Origin of the sequence: Aeromicrobium sp. A1-2, from assembly GCF_003443875.1 — a bacterium.
Taxonomy (GTDB): domain Bacteria; phylum Actinomycetota; class Actinomycetes; order Propionibacteriales; family Nocardioidaceae; genus Aeromicrobium.
Window position 1 is genome coordinate 2997989 of the sequence record NZ_CP027482.1, and the last position, 15276, is coordinate 3013264.

Here is a 15276-nt window from a genome sequence, read left to right on the forward strand (position 1 = left end):
ATGAAGTACTTCGTCCTGCGCACCCCCGGACAGCCCGATGAGCTGGCCCGGTGGACCCGACGCGGCAACAGCGCGGCGTTCTACGACGACGGGACCGGCTCGTGGATCCCCGATCCGCTGCTGGCCGTCCAGATCACCCGGAGCGATGGCTGGCAACTCCTCGACCCTGCGGACCTGCCGCCCGGCCTAGCCCGCGAGATCCGGCAGCCCGCGCTCCGACGCAGGGCGAGCCGGTCTCCTCGGTGGGTGCGCCGTCTCAGGGTCGGCCGACACGCCCGAGGCTGAGTCACGCAGGTCAGACGGCGCCGGCCGCCAGGGACTCGAGCACGAGTGCGGGGTTCTCCCGTGCGATGCGCTGCATGCGCCACTTGTCGGCGAACACCGCGAGCCGGGTGCCGTCGGTGCGGGTCAGCACCTCCGCGCCGGGCTGACCGTTGACGACCAGTGCGCCATCGGCATCGACCTGGAGGGCCAGGTGGTAGTCCAGGAGGTCCAGGCTGACCTCGGTCTGGAACTCCCGTCGGAGGCGGTCGACGACGACCTCGAACTGCATCGGGCCGACCGCGGCCAGCACCGGCGCCTGGTCTCCACGCAGGTCCGAGCGCAGCACCTGGACGACACCCTCACGATCGAGCTGGTCGATTCCCCGTCGGAACTGCTTGTGCCGTCCGGCGTCCCGCGACCGGACCACGGCGAAGTGCTCGGGGGCAAAGCTCGGGATCGGCGGGTACCGGACCGCGGACTCAGCGAACAACGTGTCCCCGATGCTCAGCTGCGAGGCGTTGACCAGCCCCACCACGTCCCCGGGGTACGCGGTGTCGGCGGTCTCGCGGTGGCGACCGAACACACTCTGGGCGTACTTGGTCGCGAACGGTCGGCCGCTCTGCGAATGCGTCAGCACGTCACCGCGATGGAAGACGCCCGAGCACACGCGCGCGAACGCGACGTGATCACGGTGCGCCGTGTTCATGCCCGCCTGGATCTTGAAGATGAAGGCGCTGAAGTCACCGTCGACCGGACGAGGCACGCCAGCGATGTCGGGTCGAGCGCGAGGACTGGGCGCGATCGTGACCATGACCTCGAGCAGCTGGCTGATGCCGAAGTTGAGCGAGGCCGCCGCGAACAGCACCGGCGTCGTGCGTCCGGCCAGGAACTGCTCCGGGTCATGGTCGCCTTCCGAGGCGCTCAGCAGCTCGTCCTCCTCCGAGGCCAACGCCCACGGCTCACCGAACCGCTCCGCGGCCTCGTCGGGGGAGTGGATGACCTGGCCCGCCATGGTCGCTCCGCCGGCCGTGCGGAGGTACTCGATGCCCGTGCCGTCGCGTCGATCGATCACGCCCTGGAACTCGCCGGCAATGCCGACCGGCCAGGTCAGTGGGGTGGGCCGCAGCGCGATGCGCTGCTCGATCTGATCCATCAGCTCGAGCGGGTCGAGGCCCGGGCGGTCCCACTTGTTGACCACGGTGATGACCGGGATGCCACTGCGTCGACAGACGTCGAACAGCTTGAGGGTCTGGGGCTCAAGGCCCTTCGCGCCGTCGAGCAGCATCACTGCGAAGTCGACGGCGGACAGCACGCGGTACGTGTCCTCGGAGAAGTCTGAGTGCCCCCGGGTGTCGACCAGGTTGAAGACGATGCCGTCGTGCTCGAACTGCAGCGCCGTCGACGAGATCGAGATGCCGCGGGCCTGCTCCATCTCCATCCAGTCCGACACTGTCGCCTTGCGGCCCGCCTTTCCGTGCGTCGCGCCGGCCTCGGTGATGACGTGCGCGTGGAGTGCCAGCGCCTCGGTCAGGGTCGACTTGCCGGCATCGGGGTGCGAGATGACGGCGAAGGTTCGCCGGCGGGCCGCCTGGGTCAGGACCTCGTTCGACGCGGCGCTGGGCGACGTCGAGGCGCTCGACTCACGGGTGGCATCCATGACACGACCGTAACGTCAGAGTTCGAATGCGCTCGCATCAGACAGGTGAAGGCGCCTGCGCTGTGATCCTGCACACAAACCACGAGCTCCCTGCAGCGTGAGTTCGTCGGCAAACCTCACCTAACGATAGAGTTGCTCCCGTCGCCCTGAGGATCTGGCTTGCGCAGTCGGCCCGGGTTGCCGTGTCAGGTGTCGCACGCAGGCCACCATCCCTGCGTCACGCCGACACCCCACACACCTTGTGGGAATCACGCCGGCTCGGACGAGCCCACCACGCGAACGGGACCAACCATGGCCATGAACACTGTCCACCCGCCGGAAGCCGGCGACAACTACTCCGTACGAACAGCGCTCGCCTCCCCCAAGATCCTGCGCGTCGAGGTGCTCGCCGGGCTGGTCGTCGCGCTGGCACTGATCCCCGAGGCGATCTCGTTCTCGATCATCGCGGGCGTCGACCCCGAGGTCGGCCTGTTCGCCTCGTTCACGATGGCCGTTTCGATCGCGTTCCTCGGCGGGCGCCCCGCCATGATCTCCGCAGCCACCGGAGCGATCGCCCTGGTGCTCGCGCCGCTCGTCCGCGAGTACGGCATCGACTACCTCATCGCGACGGTCATGCTCGGCGGAGTCCTCCAGATCGTGCTGGCCGTGACGGGCTTCGCCAAGCTCATGCGCTTCATCCCGCGATCGGTCATGGTCGGTTTCGTCAACGCACTCGCGATCTTGATCTTCACCGCCCAGGTTCCGCACATGATCGACGTGCCGTTCGTCGTCTACCCGATGATCGCCGTCGGCATCATCGTCATGGTGTTCCTGCCCAGGATGACCCAGGTCGTGCCGGCGCCGCTCGTCGCGATCGTCCTACTGACCGCGTTCACCGTGATCGCCGCGATCAACGTCCCCAACGTGGGCGACGAGGGCGACCTGCCCAACAACCTCCCATCGCTGTTCACGCCCGACATCCCGCTGAACCTCGAGACGCTGCGCATCATCGCGCCGTACGCGCTGGCGATGGCCCTGGTCGGACTGCTCGAGTCACTCATGACCGCGAAGCTCGTCGACGACATCACCGACACCCACTCGGACAAGACCCGCGAGGCCTGGGGCCAGGGCGCCTCCAACATCATCACGGGTTTCTTCGGCGGCATGGGCGGTTGCGCGATGATCGGCCAGACCATGATCAACGTCAAGGCATCCGGCGCCCGCACCCGCATCTCGACTTTCATGGCCGGCATCTTCCTCCTCGCCCTCGTCGTCGGCGCCGGAGACGTCGTCGCGGTCATCCCGATGGGCGCCCTGGTCGCGGTCATGATCATGGTCGCGATCGGCACGTTCGACTGGCACAGCGTCCAGCTCAACACCCTGCGTCGCATGCCCAAGAGCGAAAACGTCGTGATGCTGTCGACGGTCGCCGTGGTCGTGGCGACCCACAACCTTGCCATCGGCGTCGGCGTCGGCGTCATCATCGCGATGGTCATGTTCGCCCGCCGCGTCGCTCACTTCACCGAGGTCATCGACGTCGCCCACCCGGACGAGAACACCCGGGTCTACAAGGTCGTCGGCGAGCTCTTCTTCGCCTCGAGCAACGACCTGTTCTACCAGTTCGACTACGCCGGCGACCCGCAGAACATCATCATCGACATGTCGGAGTCACACATCTGGGATGCCTCGACCGTCGCAGCGCTGGACGCGATCGAGACGAAGTACCGCGCCAAGGGCAAGAACGTCGACATCCAGGGGCTCAACGAGGCGAGCATGGACCGTCACGCCAAGTTGGCCGGTCACCTCGGCGGCGGCCACTGAGCGTCAGCCGCGGCCGAGCCGTGAGCGGGACGTCTCGCTGACCTCGGTGAGCTGCACCGCGAACTCGCCGGCCTGCTCGACCTTGGCCACCAGCGAGGCGATCCGCTCGTCGACGCTCGTGCGGACGTCGTCCAGGCGGGCGAGGAGCGCCGTGCGCTCGACAGAGTCCAGGTCGCTGGACGCCAGGTTGTCCAGCACCCCGAGGAAGTCCCCGATCTCCTCGACCGAGAAGCCCAGCGGCTTCATCCGCTTGATGAGCTGGAGCCGGCTGACGTCACTCTCGGAGTAGAGCCGAAATCCTCCGACGCTGCGGCCGGAAGGGATGACCAGGCCGGTCTCCTCATAGAACCGGATCGTGCGCAGACTCAGGCCGACCTGATCGGCAACCTCGCCGATCTGCATGCGTACCGCGTCCACTCGATCCACCCTGTCCCAGCAATCCTTCGGGTCGCCAGTGTAGCCGCGAGCCACGGCAGGCCCGGCTCGTTTCATGCCCTCGCCCGCCGGACCAACAGCGACCTGCGCCTACCTCACGGCGCTGCCGGGGTCACAACAGCAGTGGTGCCTCGTGGACGGACCACATGAGCAGCACGCAGCTGGCGACGACGGTGATCCAGAAGACGGTGCGGAACGGCTGCTCGGTCGTCTTGTGTCGAAAAACCCTTCGGGCGGCCAACGCACAAGGTCGGCGTTCCAGCCGGCCAGCACGCCCTGCTGGCGACCGACGCTGTTGACTGCAGGCAGGTCGTCCGTTCCCTCGCTCTGAGGTTGCCCGGCTGGGTCGTAGGGGAACTCGCCCTGCGGATCAGACCAGCCCGACCAGCGCTTCCGATCGCTCCCACAGGCCGTCGATGATCGCCTGGTCGTGGCTATGCTTGTTCTCCCGGCCGTCGGCCTTGAACCTGCTGAAGTAGCGCCCGTCGACCTCGGGGTCGGGTCCGCGCTCGGCGAGGGCGATCAGCGGCGCCGCACCTTCGGCGACGCTGATGGTGGCCAGCCGCTTGAGCGGGGAGCGATAGAGGAGCCCGACGAACCACGAGTCGCGGCCGAACGAGCTGCCGACCGGGCCGGGGTGGACGGCGACAGCAACAACGCCGTCGCCCGACCACCGCTGGCTGATACCGCGGGTGAAGACGATGTTCATCAGCTTGCCGGTGCCGTAGGCCGGGAACTCGATCGCCCGGCGGTGCTCGTAGTCGAGGTCGTCGAGCACGATCTTGCCCATCAGGTTGCCGACGCTGGAGGTGTTGACAACCAGCGACGTGCCGGCCGCGGCGAGCTGGGGGCGGAGCAGGTTGGTGAGCAGGAACGGCGCCAGGTGGTTGATCTGGAAGTTGGGCTCGTGGCCGTCCGCGGTTTTGTTCGACGGAGCGAACGTGCCGCCAGCGTTGTTCATCAGGACGTCGAGCGTGTCCACGCGATCGCCGAGCTCCTGGGCGAGGCGGCGAACATCGTCGAGCCGGGAGAAGTCAGCGATGAGCGGCTCGGTGCCGACCGCCTCGGCGATCGGACGGAGCTTGTCGGCGGAGCGCCCGGTCACGTGGACCGTGGCGCCCTTGGCCGCCAGCGTCTTGGCAGTCTCGGCCCCGATCCCGTCGCTCGCTCCAGTCACCAGGACAGTGCGGCCTGCCATCGTCTGATCAGTCATGCCATGAGCCTAGGACAACGGGCCAGCCCGCCATCACCTGACGAGAGCGCGATCGCGCTCCCGAACCTTGACAACCTTGGCTTCGCGCAAGCGGGGAGCCTGCGGCGGCGGCTCGTTCACAACTGCACTGCTCCCCCCTGAGGAACCTCGTGCCGATGACGTAGCCGCGGCCTTCGCAGTTCCCGTTCCCGGGATGTCCAAGTTGCGTCTCTGCGAGGCGAAGCGGGCGAGGCGTCAACTGATGGGACGACGCGGATCGTCATCTCTTCGCGCGACCAGCTCGGCTTGCACGACGCGTCCGGTGGACGGGCGCACGATGCGCCGGTACCGTCAGCCTGTCACGCAGCCAGAAGGAACCGCGACGAGCGGTCTCCGTACACACCGCCTTGTCCGGCGGCGACACGACATACTCAGGTTATTGCCACGTCCGGCGTGGACAATATTCATCGAAAGCACAATGCCATGCACACTGACCAGCCGCGCGTCGTCACGACCTGCGATGCCGCCACCATCACGCTTGACGCGTGCATCGCCGCGACAGATACGGGACGGTAGTGCTCGCCTTCATCACCTCGCTCCGTCACCCCAGGAACTCCAAGGACTACGCCCGCGTCGAGCGGCTGCTGCTCGAGACGCTCCGCTCGGTGACCAACCAGACTTCGGAAGAATTCGTGGTGATCGTGGTGGGTAACCGAGCGCCCAGCTTTCCGTTGCCGGAGCGGGTGCATTTCGTCAAGGTCGACTTCCGCGCTCCCGCCCCGAAGACGGTGCGGGTCAGCCGGTCCCCATTCATCCGCGACAAGGGGACCAAGATCGGGGTCGGTCTCATCGCGGCGCGGGAGTTCTCACCGGATTACGTCATGATCTTCGATGCCGACGACTTCGTCCACCGTGACCTGGCCGCGTTCACTGCGCAAAACCCCGGCCAGAATGGGTGGGTCGTCAAGGATGGCTGGATGTACTCAGGCGCGCGCAGCGCCCTCCGGGAGCAACCGAACTTCAATCGCACCTGCGGGACGTGCTTCGTGATCCCGTATGAGGCATACGGCGTCCCGGACGAGCTGGATGTTCACGCGACCCGCGAACAGGTCCGGGTCGCGTACGGGGAACGGCTGTCCAAGATCATTGGAGCGCACAAGCACGCGGCGGAGTGGTACGCGGCGCACGACAGGCCGCTGCAGCCGCTCCCCTTCCGAGGAGCGGTCTATCACGTCGACAACGGCGAGAACCACTCCGCCAACGTCATGACGGGCCGGGCGCGACCGCTCAACGCCGAACTGTCGGCCGAGTTCGGCATCCGCCGCAGGCACGGGCGCCTCTTGACGCTCTGGGCTTGTTACGCCTCGGATCCCATGCGGCGTGTCATGACACCCTTTCAGCCCGTCGTTGACAATCTCAAGCGCGTCTACCGCGCCGTCCGACAGACGGTCAGACGCATCACCTAGCGAGGCGCTCCTCACGGCGTCGGTCAGTCTGTCCAACCCCGCGGAGCGCATGCGACGGAACTACATCCGAGCGAAGAACCCCGGCCCGACTGGTATTCCAGTCAGAACCGGGGCTCTCAACGTGCGGTGGCGGTGGGATTTGAACCCACGGTAGGGATGAACCTACACACGATTTCGAATCGTGCTCCTTAGGCCACTCGGACACGCCACCGCGGACGAGGTTACCGGACGCGGGGGCGACCACCGAATCCGCACCCATTCCTGCGATTCCCTCACTGCTGGGCGCAACCCCTCACGAGGGCAGACAGACTCCCCGATTGGCTCGCGTCGCGGGCCGAATTGACTTACCCGATGACGTGAAGCAAAGTGCGGATGTGCCCGGTCGACCATCGACCCGCACCGGATTCGGGGGACTCCATGATTCACAACGCCTGCACGCGCGCTTGGCGGCCAGCGGCATGACCGCGCACATCGAGACCATGAGCGGGTCGCGATCGGCCGCGGTGCTCAAGTCGCGGCTGATCGACGCTCAGCGCGAGGAGTTCGAGGCCGGTCTCGGCTGGGCCCTCACCGATCCCGCGATCGAGGCCGCCGCTGCGCACATCGCCTCCGCCGGTAGACGATTCGTCCTCGGCACGGCGACATCGTTCACCTATGCCTCCTTGCTGGCGGCCAAGCTGAGCAACTCGCTCGCCCAGGTCACCCTGGTCGACGGCACGATTGTGCGTCCGCTCGACATCGTGTCGGACGTGCGTGTCGACGACGTCCTGATCGTGATCTCACTGCGCCGCTATCGCAGCAGCACGATCCACACCGCCCTGCCATTCGTGCAGTCCGGGGGCTCGCTGGTCCTGATCACCGACTCAGACACTAACCCGCTTGCCGGGCACGCCACCCAGACCATCGTGATCGGTCCCGCGGACTCCGCCGGCCTGGCGCACGTCGACGACGACCTGAGCATGCACCCGGAGACGCCCGAGGTGTCACCTCCCGTTGTGGCGATGGTCGTCGAGCTTCTTGCGACTCTGGTCGCCGCCGACGCCAAGGGTTCCCACCGGCGGTTCACCGAGCGCCAACGTCTCGCATCGGAGCTGGGTCTTTACCATGACTGAGCTGGCCGATCTCCGCCAATCCGCTGCGATCGAAGCCATGGCCCTCGCGCCGCTCGTCGACGGGCACAACGACCTGGCGTGGGAGGCGCGTGGCAAGAGTGCGTACTCACCCGAGGGCCTCGACGGCGACATGTCCGGCAGCTATCAGACCGACATCCCACGCCTGCGCCGCGGCGGCGTCGGGGCACAGTTCTGGTCGGTCTACGCCCCGTGCGAGCAGCGCGGGGCCGACGCCGTGACCTACACGCTCGAACAGATCGACTTCGTGCACCGGATGATCGCCCGCTATCCCGACACGTTCGCGTACGCGTGGAGCGGTGACGACGTCCGCCGGGCCTGGCGGTCAGGTCGCATCGCGTCCCTGCTCGGCGCCGAGGGCGGACACAGCATCGACGGGTCGTTGGCCGTGCTGCGCGACTTCGCCCGCCTCGGGGTCCGCTACATGACGCTGACCCACAACGAGAACACGCCATGGGCTGACTCGGCGACCGATGCGCCGGTCCACGGTGGTCTGAGCGACTTCGGCCGAGACGTCGTGGTCGAGATGAACCGACTCGGCATGCTGGTCGACCTTTCGCACGTCGCGGCGACCACGATGCGCGACGCGCTCGACGCCTCGGTCGCGCCGGTGATCTTCAGCCACTCCTCGTGTCGAGCCGTCACCGATCATCCGCGCAACGTGCCCGACGACGTCCTGGAGCGCCTGTCCGGCAACGGTGGCGTCGTGATGGTGACGTACGTCCCGGCGTTCGTGAACCAGGCTGCGGCTCTGTGGGATACCGGCGACGGCTCCGGCCCCGCTCCAACCGCGACGGTCGACGACGTCATCGCTCACGTCGAGCACGCGCGCGACGTTGCGGGCATCGATCACATCGGAATCGGCAGCGATTACGACGGCGTCGCGGTGCTGCCAGAGGGCATGCACGACGTGACCGGGCACGCGCTCCTGCTTGACCGGCTGGCGGAGGGCGGCTGGTCCAGCGCCGATCTCGCCAAGCTCATGGGTGACAACATCCTGCGTGTGCTGGACGCCACCGTGGTGAACTGAGGGCACCATGCCACCCGGACCCATCGACGAGCTCGCAGGTCGGGCCCGTGGGTTGATCCGCGTCGATCGGCGCAGCATCATCGGCATCGTCGGGCCCCCGGGCGCCGGCAAGTCGACCCTGGCAGAGGCCGTGGTGGAGCAGCTCCGTAGAGATGGCATCGGGGTCGCCCACGTCCCGATGGACGGCTTCCACCTAGCCGACTCGGCCCTCCGCGAGCGCGGGCTCCTCGATCGCAAGGGCGCCCCCGAGACCTTCGACGTCCACGGCTACCTGGCCTTGCTGGCACGCCTGCACGCCGACCTGGCCCGCGAGATCCTCGCCCCGAGCTTCGACCGCGCTCTCGAGCAACCTCTCGCCGGTGCGATCACGGTCCGACCGACCGATCGGCTCGTCGTGACCGAGGGAAACTACCTGCTCGACTCCGACGGGGCATGGCCGGTGGTGCAGGCCGCGCTGGACGAGACGTGGTTCGTCGAGCTCGACGAACCCACACGGGTCACGAGGTTGGTCCGGCGGCACGTGCAGTTCGGCAAGACCGAGTCGCAGGCCCGCGCGTGGGTCGAGCGGGTCGACGAGCCGAACGCCCGGCGGGTGGAGGCACGCCGAGGCGCCGCCGACCTGGTGGTCGACGGCGGCCGCACCTAGGAGCGGCGCCGATCAGGCCGTCGGTCGAGAAGCCGCCAGGAAGGTGTCGCTGAACAGGTCGAACTCATCGGTCCGCGCCCGGCCCGTCCCGGCACTCTTGAGCAGGCTCACGAGCTCACCGGCCGCGCGGTCGATCCGCTGCCCCAGCGCATTGGCACCATCGGTCCCCCAGTCGTGCTGCGAGGCGAAGACTCCGGTCGGCACGACGAGTGCCTGCAAGTACGCGAACAGCGGTCGCAACGAGTGGTCGATCGCCAACGAGTGGCGGGCCGTCCCGCCCGTGGCAGCGAGCAGCACCGGCTTGCCGATCAGCGCGTCGGACTCGAGGACGTCGATGAACGACTTGAACAAACCCGGATAGGACGCCTTGAAGATCGGCGACACGACAATCAGCCCGTCAGCTGCCATGACCTTGTCGATCGCATCCTGCAGCCTCGGTGCGGCGAAACCTGTCAACGTCGCGTCTGTGACGTCGTGCGCCAGCTCGCGCAGGGACACAACCTCGACGGACGCGTCACCGAACTGGCGCGTCACCGAGCCGGCGAGCCGATCGGCAAGCATGCGTGTCGTGGACGGATCGCTCAGACCGGCGGAGACAGCCACGATGCGGGTCATGCGCGCGCCTCCTCGGGGGCCTCGACCGGCTCGACCGAGGAGCGCGCAGCAGCCACACGGGCGGCGTGCGTCGGGGCGTCCGGCACGTTCGCGGGCCGGCGAGCATCGAACTCCGCGCGCAGCGTCGGCAGCACCTCGCCGAGCTCGTCGAGCTGTTCGAGCACGGTCTTGAGTGGCAGACCGGCGTGGTCCACGAGGAACAGCTGGCGCTGGTAGTCACCGAAGTAGTCCGCGAAGGTCAGGGTCTTCTCGACGAACTGCTGCGGGCTGCCCACCGTCAATGGCGTCTGCTCGGCGAAGTCCTCGAGCGACGGGCCATGGCCGTACACCGGGGCGTTGTCGAAATACGGACGGAACTCGTTGACCGCATCCTGACTGTTCTTGCGGATGTAGAACTGACCGCCCAGACCGACCATGGCCTGCTCGGGCTCGCCGTGACCGTGGTGCGCGTAGCGCTGCCGGTAGAAGTTGATGAGCCGGATGTAGTGCTCCTTGGGCCAGAAGATGTTGTTCGCGAAGAACCCGTCGCCGTAGTACGCCGCGAGCTCGGCGACTTCGGGCGTACGGATGGCGGCGTGCCAGACGAACGGCGCGACGCCGTCGAGCGGTCGCGGGGTCGCGGTAAATCCCTGCAGAGGCGTGCGGAACTTACCCTCCCAGTCGACGACCTCTTCGTCCCAGAGCCTGCGCAGCAGGTGATAGTGCTCGACGGTCAGCTCGACGGCCTTGCTGCCGTCGTGGCCGAACCAGGGGTAGACCGGGGCGGTGTTGCCACGGCCGAGCATCAGGTCCATCCGACCGTCCGACAGGTGCTGCAGGGTCGCGTAGTCCTCGGCGATCTTGACGGGATCGTTCGTCGTGATCAGCGTCGTGGAAGTCGAGAGGATGAGCCGCTCGGTCTGCGCAGCGATGTACGCCAGCGTCGTCGTCGGCGAGGACGGCACGAAGGGCGGGTTGTGGTGCTCCCCCGTCGCGAAGACGTCGAGCCCGACTTCCTCGGCCTTCTTCGCGATCGCGATCGTGCTCTTGATGCGCTCGTGCTCGGTAGGCGTCGTGCCGTTGGTGGGATCGGGTGTGACGTCACCGACCGTGAACAACCCGAACTGCATGCTGGTCATCTGTTTCTCCTTCGCCAAACCCGTTCATAGGCTTGTTGAAACTTCAACTAGATTACCGCGCAGTCTATTCCGACCCGCTTCTGCCAGCTGCCCTCGAGCCCGATCGGCATGAACCCAAGCGCCTCATTGACGTCCAGCATCGGGCGGTTGTCCTCGGCGTTGTACGTCGTGACGACCGTGGCATCGGGCGCGACGTCGAGCAGGTGCAGGAGGTTGGCCGCCTTGAGCAGCATCCCCAGCCGATGCCCCCGGTGGCTGCGCAGGACCAGCGTGTCCTCCTGCAGCGCCGGTGGCGCCTCACCCGGCTCGATCTCGATCTCGGTGAACGCGATCAGGCGCCCGGACGACACATGCTCGGCGGCCGCGGTGAGCTTGACCCGACCCGTGGCCCGCTGGCGTTCGTCGTGGGCGCGAACGCGTTCGACGTCCCACGGATCGGGTGCCATCTCGATCCCGGCGTGCGGGGCATCTGTGCTCATGCCGGCCCTGAGTGCGGCCAGGTCATCGAGCCGATCTTCGGGGGTCGCTCCCGCCCACGTCACGACCCGGTAGTCCGCACCGGCCTGCTCCTGCGCCGCCTGCAGCTGTTCCCGGGCCAGCCCGGCGGCACCGGCGAGGTCGAGGCTGCTGATGCGGGTGACCATCTCGAGCCGGTAGCCGTGCCGGACCGCGAACCGGACCCCCGGGTCATCGGCAGGCACATCGCCGAAGCCGGTCGGGGACGGGATCCGCGGCCCCCCGGGGCGGGGCGCGTGCGGCTGATCGGACTGCAGGACGGTCCTCCCGAGCGCGATCGCCTCTGCCTCGACCAAAGTGAGCAGCGCGCTACCGAGGCCCGATCCGCGGTACTCGGCCAGCACGTCGACATTGATACGCGCCTCGACCGCGCCCTCGGCCGTCGGCCAGCCGAGGATCGCGCGGGCGACGATCACGTCGTCGACCCGGGCGACGAAGTGCCGCCGCAGGCGGTTCACGTTGTTGGCGAAGTAAGGCAGGACCCCGGCCGGGGTCACCGACAGCACCGTCGTGCCGAGGATCTGCTCCTCGACCTCGTTGCGCACGCCGATCATGGCGATGAAGTCGGCATCAGGACCGTCGACGCTCGATGGGACCACGATTTCGTCGATCGCGAAACCCATCCCGCTCATCCCCTCCGGTGTCCGGCGAAGAAGTCCTGCAGCAACGAGGTGGATCGCTCGGCCAGGATGCCGCTGACGACCTCGGGCCGGTGATTGAGCCGGCGGTCGCGCACGACGTCCCACAGCGAGCCCACCGCCCCGGCCTTGTCGTCGAACGCGCCGAAGACCAGCTTCTCCAGCCGGGCCGCCACAATCGCACCGGCGCACATCGTGCACGGCTCTAGCGTCACGACGAGCGTGCACCCCTCCAGACGCCACCCGCCGAGCACCGCAGCGGCCTCGCGGATCGCCACGATCTCGGCATGTCCGGTCGGATCGCCGTCGCGCTCGCGGGTGTTGCGCCCCCGGCCGATCACGGTGCCGTGCGGGTCGACGACCACGGCGCCGACCGGCACGTCGCCGTCGGCGAGCGCGGACTCAGCCAGCTGCAACGCCTGCTCCATGAGCTGTTCCTCGGCCACGATGTGCCTCCTGGTGGGCTGGCTCCACAGCGATGGTGACAGACGCCCGAGCGCGACCGCTACCCTGCTGGCATGCAGGTACACGTCGCCGACCATCCCCTGATCTCGCACAAGCTCACCGTGCTGCGAGACGCCAGGACAGACTCACCGACCTTCCGGCGCCTCGCCGACGAGCTGGTGACGCTGCTGGCGTACGAAGCCACGCGTGACGTGCGGGTCGAGCCGGTGGAGGTCACGACTCCGGTCGCCGTGGCCACCGGGGTACGCCTGTCCGACCCGCGCCCCCTCGTCGTGCCGATACTGCGGGCCGGCCTCGGCATGCTCGAAGGCATGCAGCGGCTGCTGCCGACCGCGGAGGTCGGCTTCCTCGGCATGGTCCGCAACGAGGAGACGTTCGAGGCCGTGACGTACGCCGAGCGACTCCCCGACGACCTGACCGGGCGCCAGTGCTACGTCCTGGATCCGATGCTCGCGACCGGCGGGACCCTCGCCGCGGCGATCGACTTCCTGGTCAAGCGCGGCGCCGACCACATCACCGCGATCACCCTGCTGGCCGCACCTGAGGGCGTCGTCCGGCTGGAGCAGGAGCTCGCCGAGATCGACGTGCCGGTGACCCTCGTGACGGCAGGACTGGACGACCGGCTCAACGAGCTGGGCTACATCGTTCCCGGGCTCGGTGACGCCGGCGACCGGCTCTACGGCGTCGCTGGCTGAGCAAGCCCCGCGGACTAGCGGTAGATACCGAAGTAGAAGATCGCGACGACGACAACTCCGAGCACCAGGAAGACCAGCGCCTTGCTGCCTGCGCTCTCGTTGTCTTCGGGGCGGTCGTACTCGGGCTTGTCCACTGGTCCTCCAAGAGTTCGTCGGGTCTGCCTACCTAACGATCCGCCGCGTCAGGCGTCACGTCGTCCCGATCAGAGCTCTCGGATGATGTCCTCGACCCGCTCCTTGGCATCACCGAACAGCATCTGGGCGTTCTCGCGGAAGAACAGCGGGTTCTGGACCCCGGCGTAGCCCGCGGCCATCGACCGCTTGAAGATCACGACGTTGCCGGCCTCCCACACCCGCAGCACCGGCATGCCGGCTATCGGGCTGCTGGGATCGTCCATCGCGGCAGGATTGACGGTGTCGTTCGCGCCGATCACGAGCACCACCGACGTTCCGTCGAAGTCGTCGTTGATCTCGTCCATCTCCAGGGCGATGTCGTACGGCACCTTGGCCTCGGCGAGCAGGACGTTCATATGACCCGGCAGCCGGCCCGCGACGGGGTGGATACCGAAACGCACGTCGATGTCACGCTCGCGCAGCCTGCGGACCAGATCGGCGACGGGGTACTGGGCCTGGGCCACAGCCATGCCGTAGCCCGGCGTGATGATGACGCTCGTCGCATTCTTGAGCAGGTCGGCGGTGTCACCGGCGGTGATCTCGCGGTGCTCGCCGTAGTCAGTGTCGTCGCCACCGGATGCCACGATGCCGAAGCCGCCAGCGATGACCGAGATGAACGAGCGGTTCATGGCCTGGCACATGATGTACGACAGGTAGGCACCCGACGAGCCGACCAGGGCACCGGTGACGATCAGAGCATCGTTGTCGAGCAGGAAGCCCGAGGCCGCAGCCGCCCAGCCGGAGTACGAGTTGAGCATCGACACGACGACCGGCATGTCACCGCCGCCGATCGATGCCACGAGGTGCCAGCCGAGGGCCAGCGCGACGATCGTGACCGCGATCAGCAGCCCGAGGCTCGGCTCGATGACGAACCACACCGTCAGCGCCACGAACGCCAGCAGTCCGCCGAGGTTGATGTAGTTCTTGCCCGGCAGCATCAGCGGGTTGGACTTCATCCGCGCCGACAGCTTGAGGAAGGCGACGATCGAGCCGGTGAACGTCACCGCGCCGATGAAGACGCCGATGAAGACCTCGGCATGGTGGATGTCCAGCAACGACCCGACGTAGTGGTGCTGATCGCTGTTGCCCTCGACCTCGTAGTAGCCGTTCCAGCCGACCAGCACGGCGGCGAGGCCGACGAAGCTGTGCAGCAGGGCGATGAGCTCGGGCATGCCGGTCATCTCGACTACTCGGGCGCGCCACAGGCCGATCGCGGCACCGATCGCGACGGCGACCAGCAGCAGCACGACGGCGGTGCCGTCTGCGACGTCGGCCACCCGGACGAAGGTCGCGACCAGCGCGATCGTCATGCCGGCGATGCCGAACAGGACGCCCTGACGCGAGGTCTCGTGCTTCGACAGACCCGCGAGGCTCAGGATGAACAGGAGGGCCGCAACGATGTATGCGGCGGTGGCGATGCTCTGGGAATCCATCG

At 67.6% G+C, this 15276-nt stretch carries 15 protein-coding genes and 1 tRNA gene; 7 read left to right on the plus strand and 9 right to left on the minus strand.

Annotated elements, in window-relative coordinates; genetic code table 11:
* Positions 1-285 carry a hypothetical protein gene (locus C6I20_RS14745; RefSeq protein ID WP_118397297.1) on the plus strand — a complete coding sequence of 95 codons (285 nt, stop codon included), beginning with the start codon at positions 1-3 and terminating at the stop codon, positions 283-285.
* A 10-nt stretch (positions 286-295) separates the two neighbouring features.
* On the opposite strand, the gene C6I20_RS14750 is transcribed toward C6I20_RS14745, so the two are convergent.
* A complete protein-coding gene (locus C6I20_RS14750) occupies positions 296-1921 on the minus strand; it encodes a peptide chain release factor 3 (protein ID WP_118397300.1) in 1626 nt (541 codons plus the stop codon).
* 297 nt (positions 1922-2218) lie between these two features.
* Here C6I20_RS14750 and C6I20_RS14755 point away from each other — a divergent pair, with 297 nt between their 5' ends.
* Positions 2219-3721: a SulP family inorganic anion transporter gene (locus C6I20_RS14755; RefSeq protein WP_174232956.1), complete on the plus strand. Its 1503-nt coding sequence runs from the start codon at positions 2219-2221 to the stop codon at positions 3719-3721.
* A 3-nt stretch (positions 3722-3724) separates the two neighbouring features.
* Here C6I20_RS14755 and C6I20_RS14760 read toward each other — a convergent pair whose 3' ends face one another.
* The gene (locus tag C6I20_RS14760; protein WP_216822905.1) at positions 3725-4138 is read right to left on the minus strand and encodes a MerR family transcriptional regulator; all 414 of its coding nucleotides are present in this window, start codon (positions 4136-4138) and stop codon (positions 3725-3727) included.
* A 388-nt stretch (positions 4139-4526) separates the two neighbouring features.
* On the minus strand, positions 4527-5369 hold the full coding sequence (locus C6I20_RS14770) for an SDR family NAD(P)-dependent oxidoreductase (protein ID WP_216822906.1): 843 nt from the start codon (positions 5367-5369) through the stop codon (positions 4527-4529).
* 524 nt (positions 5370-5893) lie between these two features.
* Between C6I20_RS14770 and C6I20_RS14775 the strand changes: the two genes are divergently transcribed.
* Positions 5894-6814, plus strand: coding sequence for a glycosyltransferase family A protein (locus C6I20_RS14775; protein WP_162891356.1), 921 nt, complete (start codon positions 5894-5896; stop codon positions 6812-6814).
* A gap of 124 nt (positions 6815-6938) precedes the next feature.
* Here C6I20_RS14775 and C6I20_RS14780 read toward each other — a convergent pair.
* Positions 6939-7025 (minus strand) — tRNA-Ser (locus C6I20_RS14780).
* A gap of 247 nt (positions 7026-7272) precedes the next feature.
* Between C6I20_RS14780 and C6I20_RS14785 the strand changes: the two genes are divergently transcribed.
* Genes C6I20_RS14785 through C6I20_RS14795 form a run of 3 tightly spaced genes read left to right on the plus strand, consistent with a single transcriptional unit; the run spans position 7273 to position 9620 of the window.
* Complete coding sequence (locus C6I20_RS14785) at positions 7273-7926, plus strand: SIS domain-containing protein (protein ID WP_118398983.1); 654 nt, start codon at positions 7273-7275, stop codon at positions 7924-7926.
* A complete protein-coding gene (locus C6I20_RS14790; RefSeq protein WP_118397312.1) occupies positions 7919-8974 on the plus strand; it encodes a dipeptidase in 1056 nt (351 codons plus the stop codon). The genes C6I20_RS14785 and C6I20_RS14790 overlap by 8 nt, the downstream gene beginning before the upstream one ends.
* Before the next feature lie 7 nt (positions 8975-8981).
* On the plus strand, positions 8982-9620 hold the full coding sequence (locus tag C6I20_RS14795) for a nucleoside/nucleotide kinase family protein (protein ID WP_118397315.1): 639 nt from the start codon (positions 8982-8984) through the stop codon (positions 9618-9620).
* A 12-nt stretch (positions 9621-9632) separates the two neighbouring features.
* Here C6I20_RS14795 and C6I20_RS14800 read toward each other — a convergent pair whose 3' ends face one another.
* Genes C6I20_RS14800 through tadA form a run of 4 tightly spaced genes read right to left on the minus strand, consistent with a single transcriptional unit; the run spans position 9633 to position 12953 of the window.
* Positions 9633-10235 carry a CE1759 family FMN reductase gene (locus C6I20_RS14800; RefSeq protein WP_118397318.1) on the minus strand — a complete coding sequence of 201 codons (603 nt, stop codon included), beginning with the start codon at positions 10233-10235 and terminating at the stop codon, positions 9633-9635.
* Positions 10232-11344: an LLM class flavin-dependent oxidoreductase gene (locus tag C6I20_RS14805; RefSeq protein WP_118398985.1), complete on the minus strand. Its 1113-nt coding sequence runs from the start codon at positions 11342-11344 to the stop codon at positions 10232-10234. The genes C6I20_RS14800 and C6I20_RS14805 overlap by 4 nt, the downstream gene beginning before the upstream one ends.
* Before the next feature lie 56 nt (positions 11345-11400).
* Positions 11401-12492 (minus strand): GNAT family N-acetyltransferase, encoded by a 1092-nt coding sequence (locus C6I20_RS14810; protein ID WP_118397321.1) that lies wholly within the window; start codon positions 12490-12492, stop codon positions 11401-11403.
* Positions 12493-12497: 5 nt separating this feature from the next.
* Positions 12498-12953, minus strand: coding sequence for a tRNA adenosine(34) deaminase TadA (gene tadA, locus C6I20_RS14815; protein WP_256372158.1), 456 nt, complete (start codon positions 12951-12953; stop codon positions 12498-12500).
* Between the two features lie 72 nt (positions 12954-13025).
* On the opposite strand from tadA, the gene upp reads away from it, so the two are divergent.
* Positions 13026-13667, plus strand: coding sequence for a uracil phosphoribosyltransferase (gene upp / locus C6I20_RS14820; protein WP_118397324.1), 642 nt, complete (start codon positions 13026-13028; stop codon positions 13665-13667).
* A gap of 203 nt (positions 13668-13870) precedes the next feature.
* Here upp and pntB read toward each other — a convergent pair whose 3' ends face one another.
* Positions 13871-15274, minus strand: a complete 1404-nt coding sequence (pntB, locus tag C6I20_RS14825; RefSeq protein ID WP_118397327.1) for a Re/Si-specific NAD(P)(+) transhydrogenase subunit beta — start codon at positions 15272-15274, stop codon at positions 13871-13873.
* Positions 15275-15276: the final 2 nt, after the last annotated feature.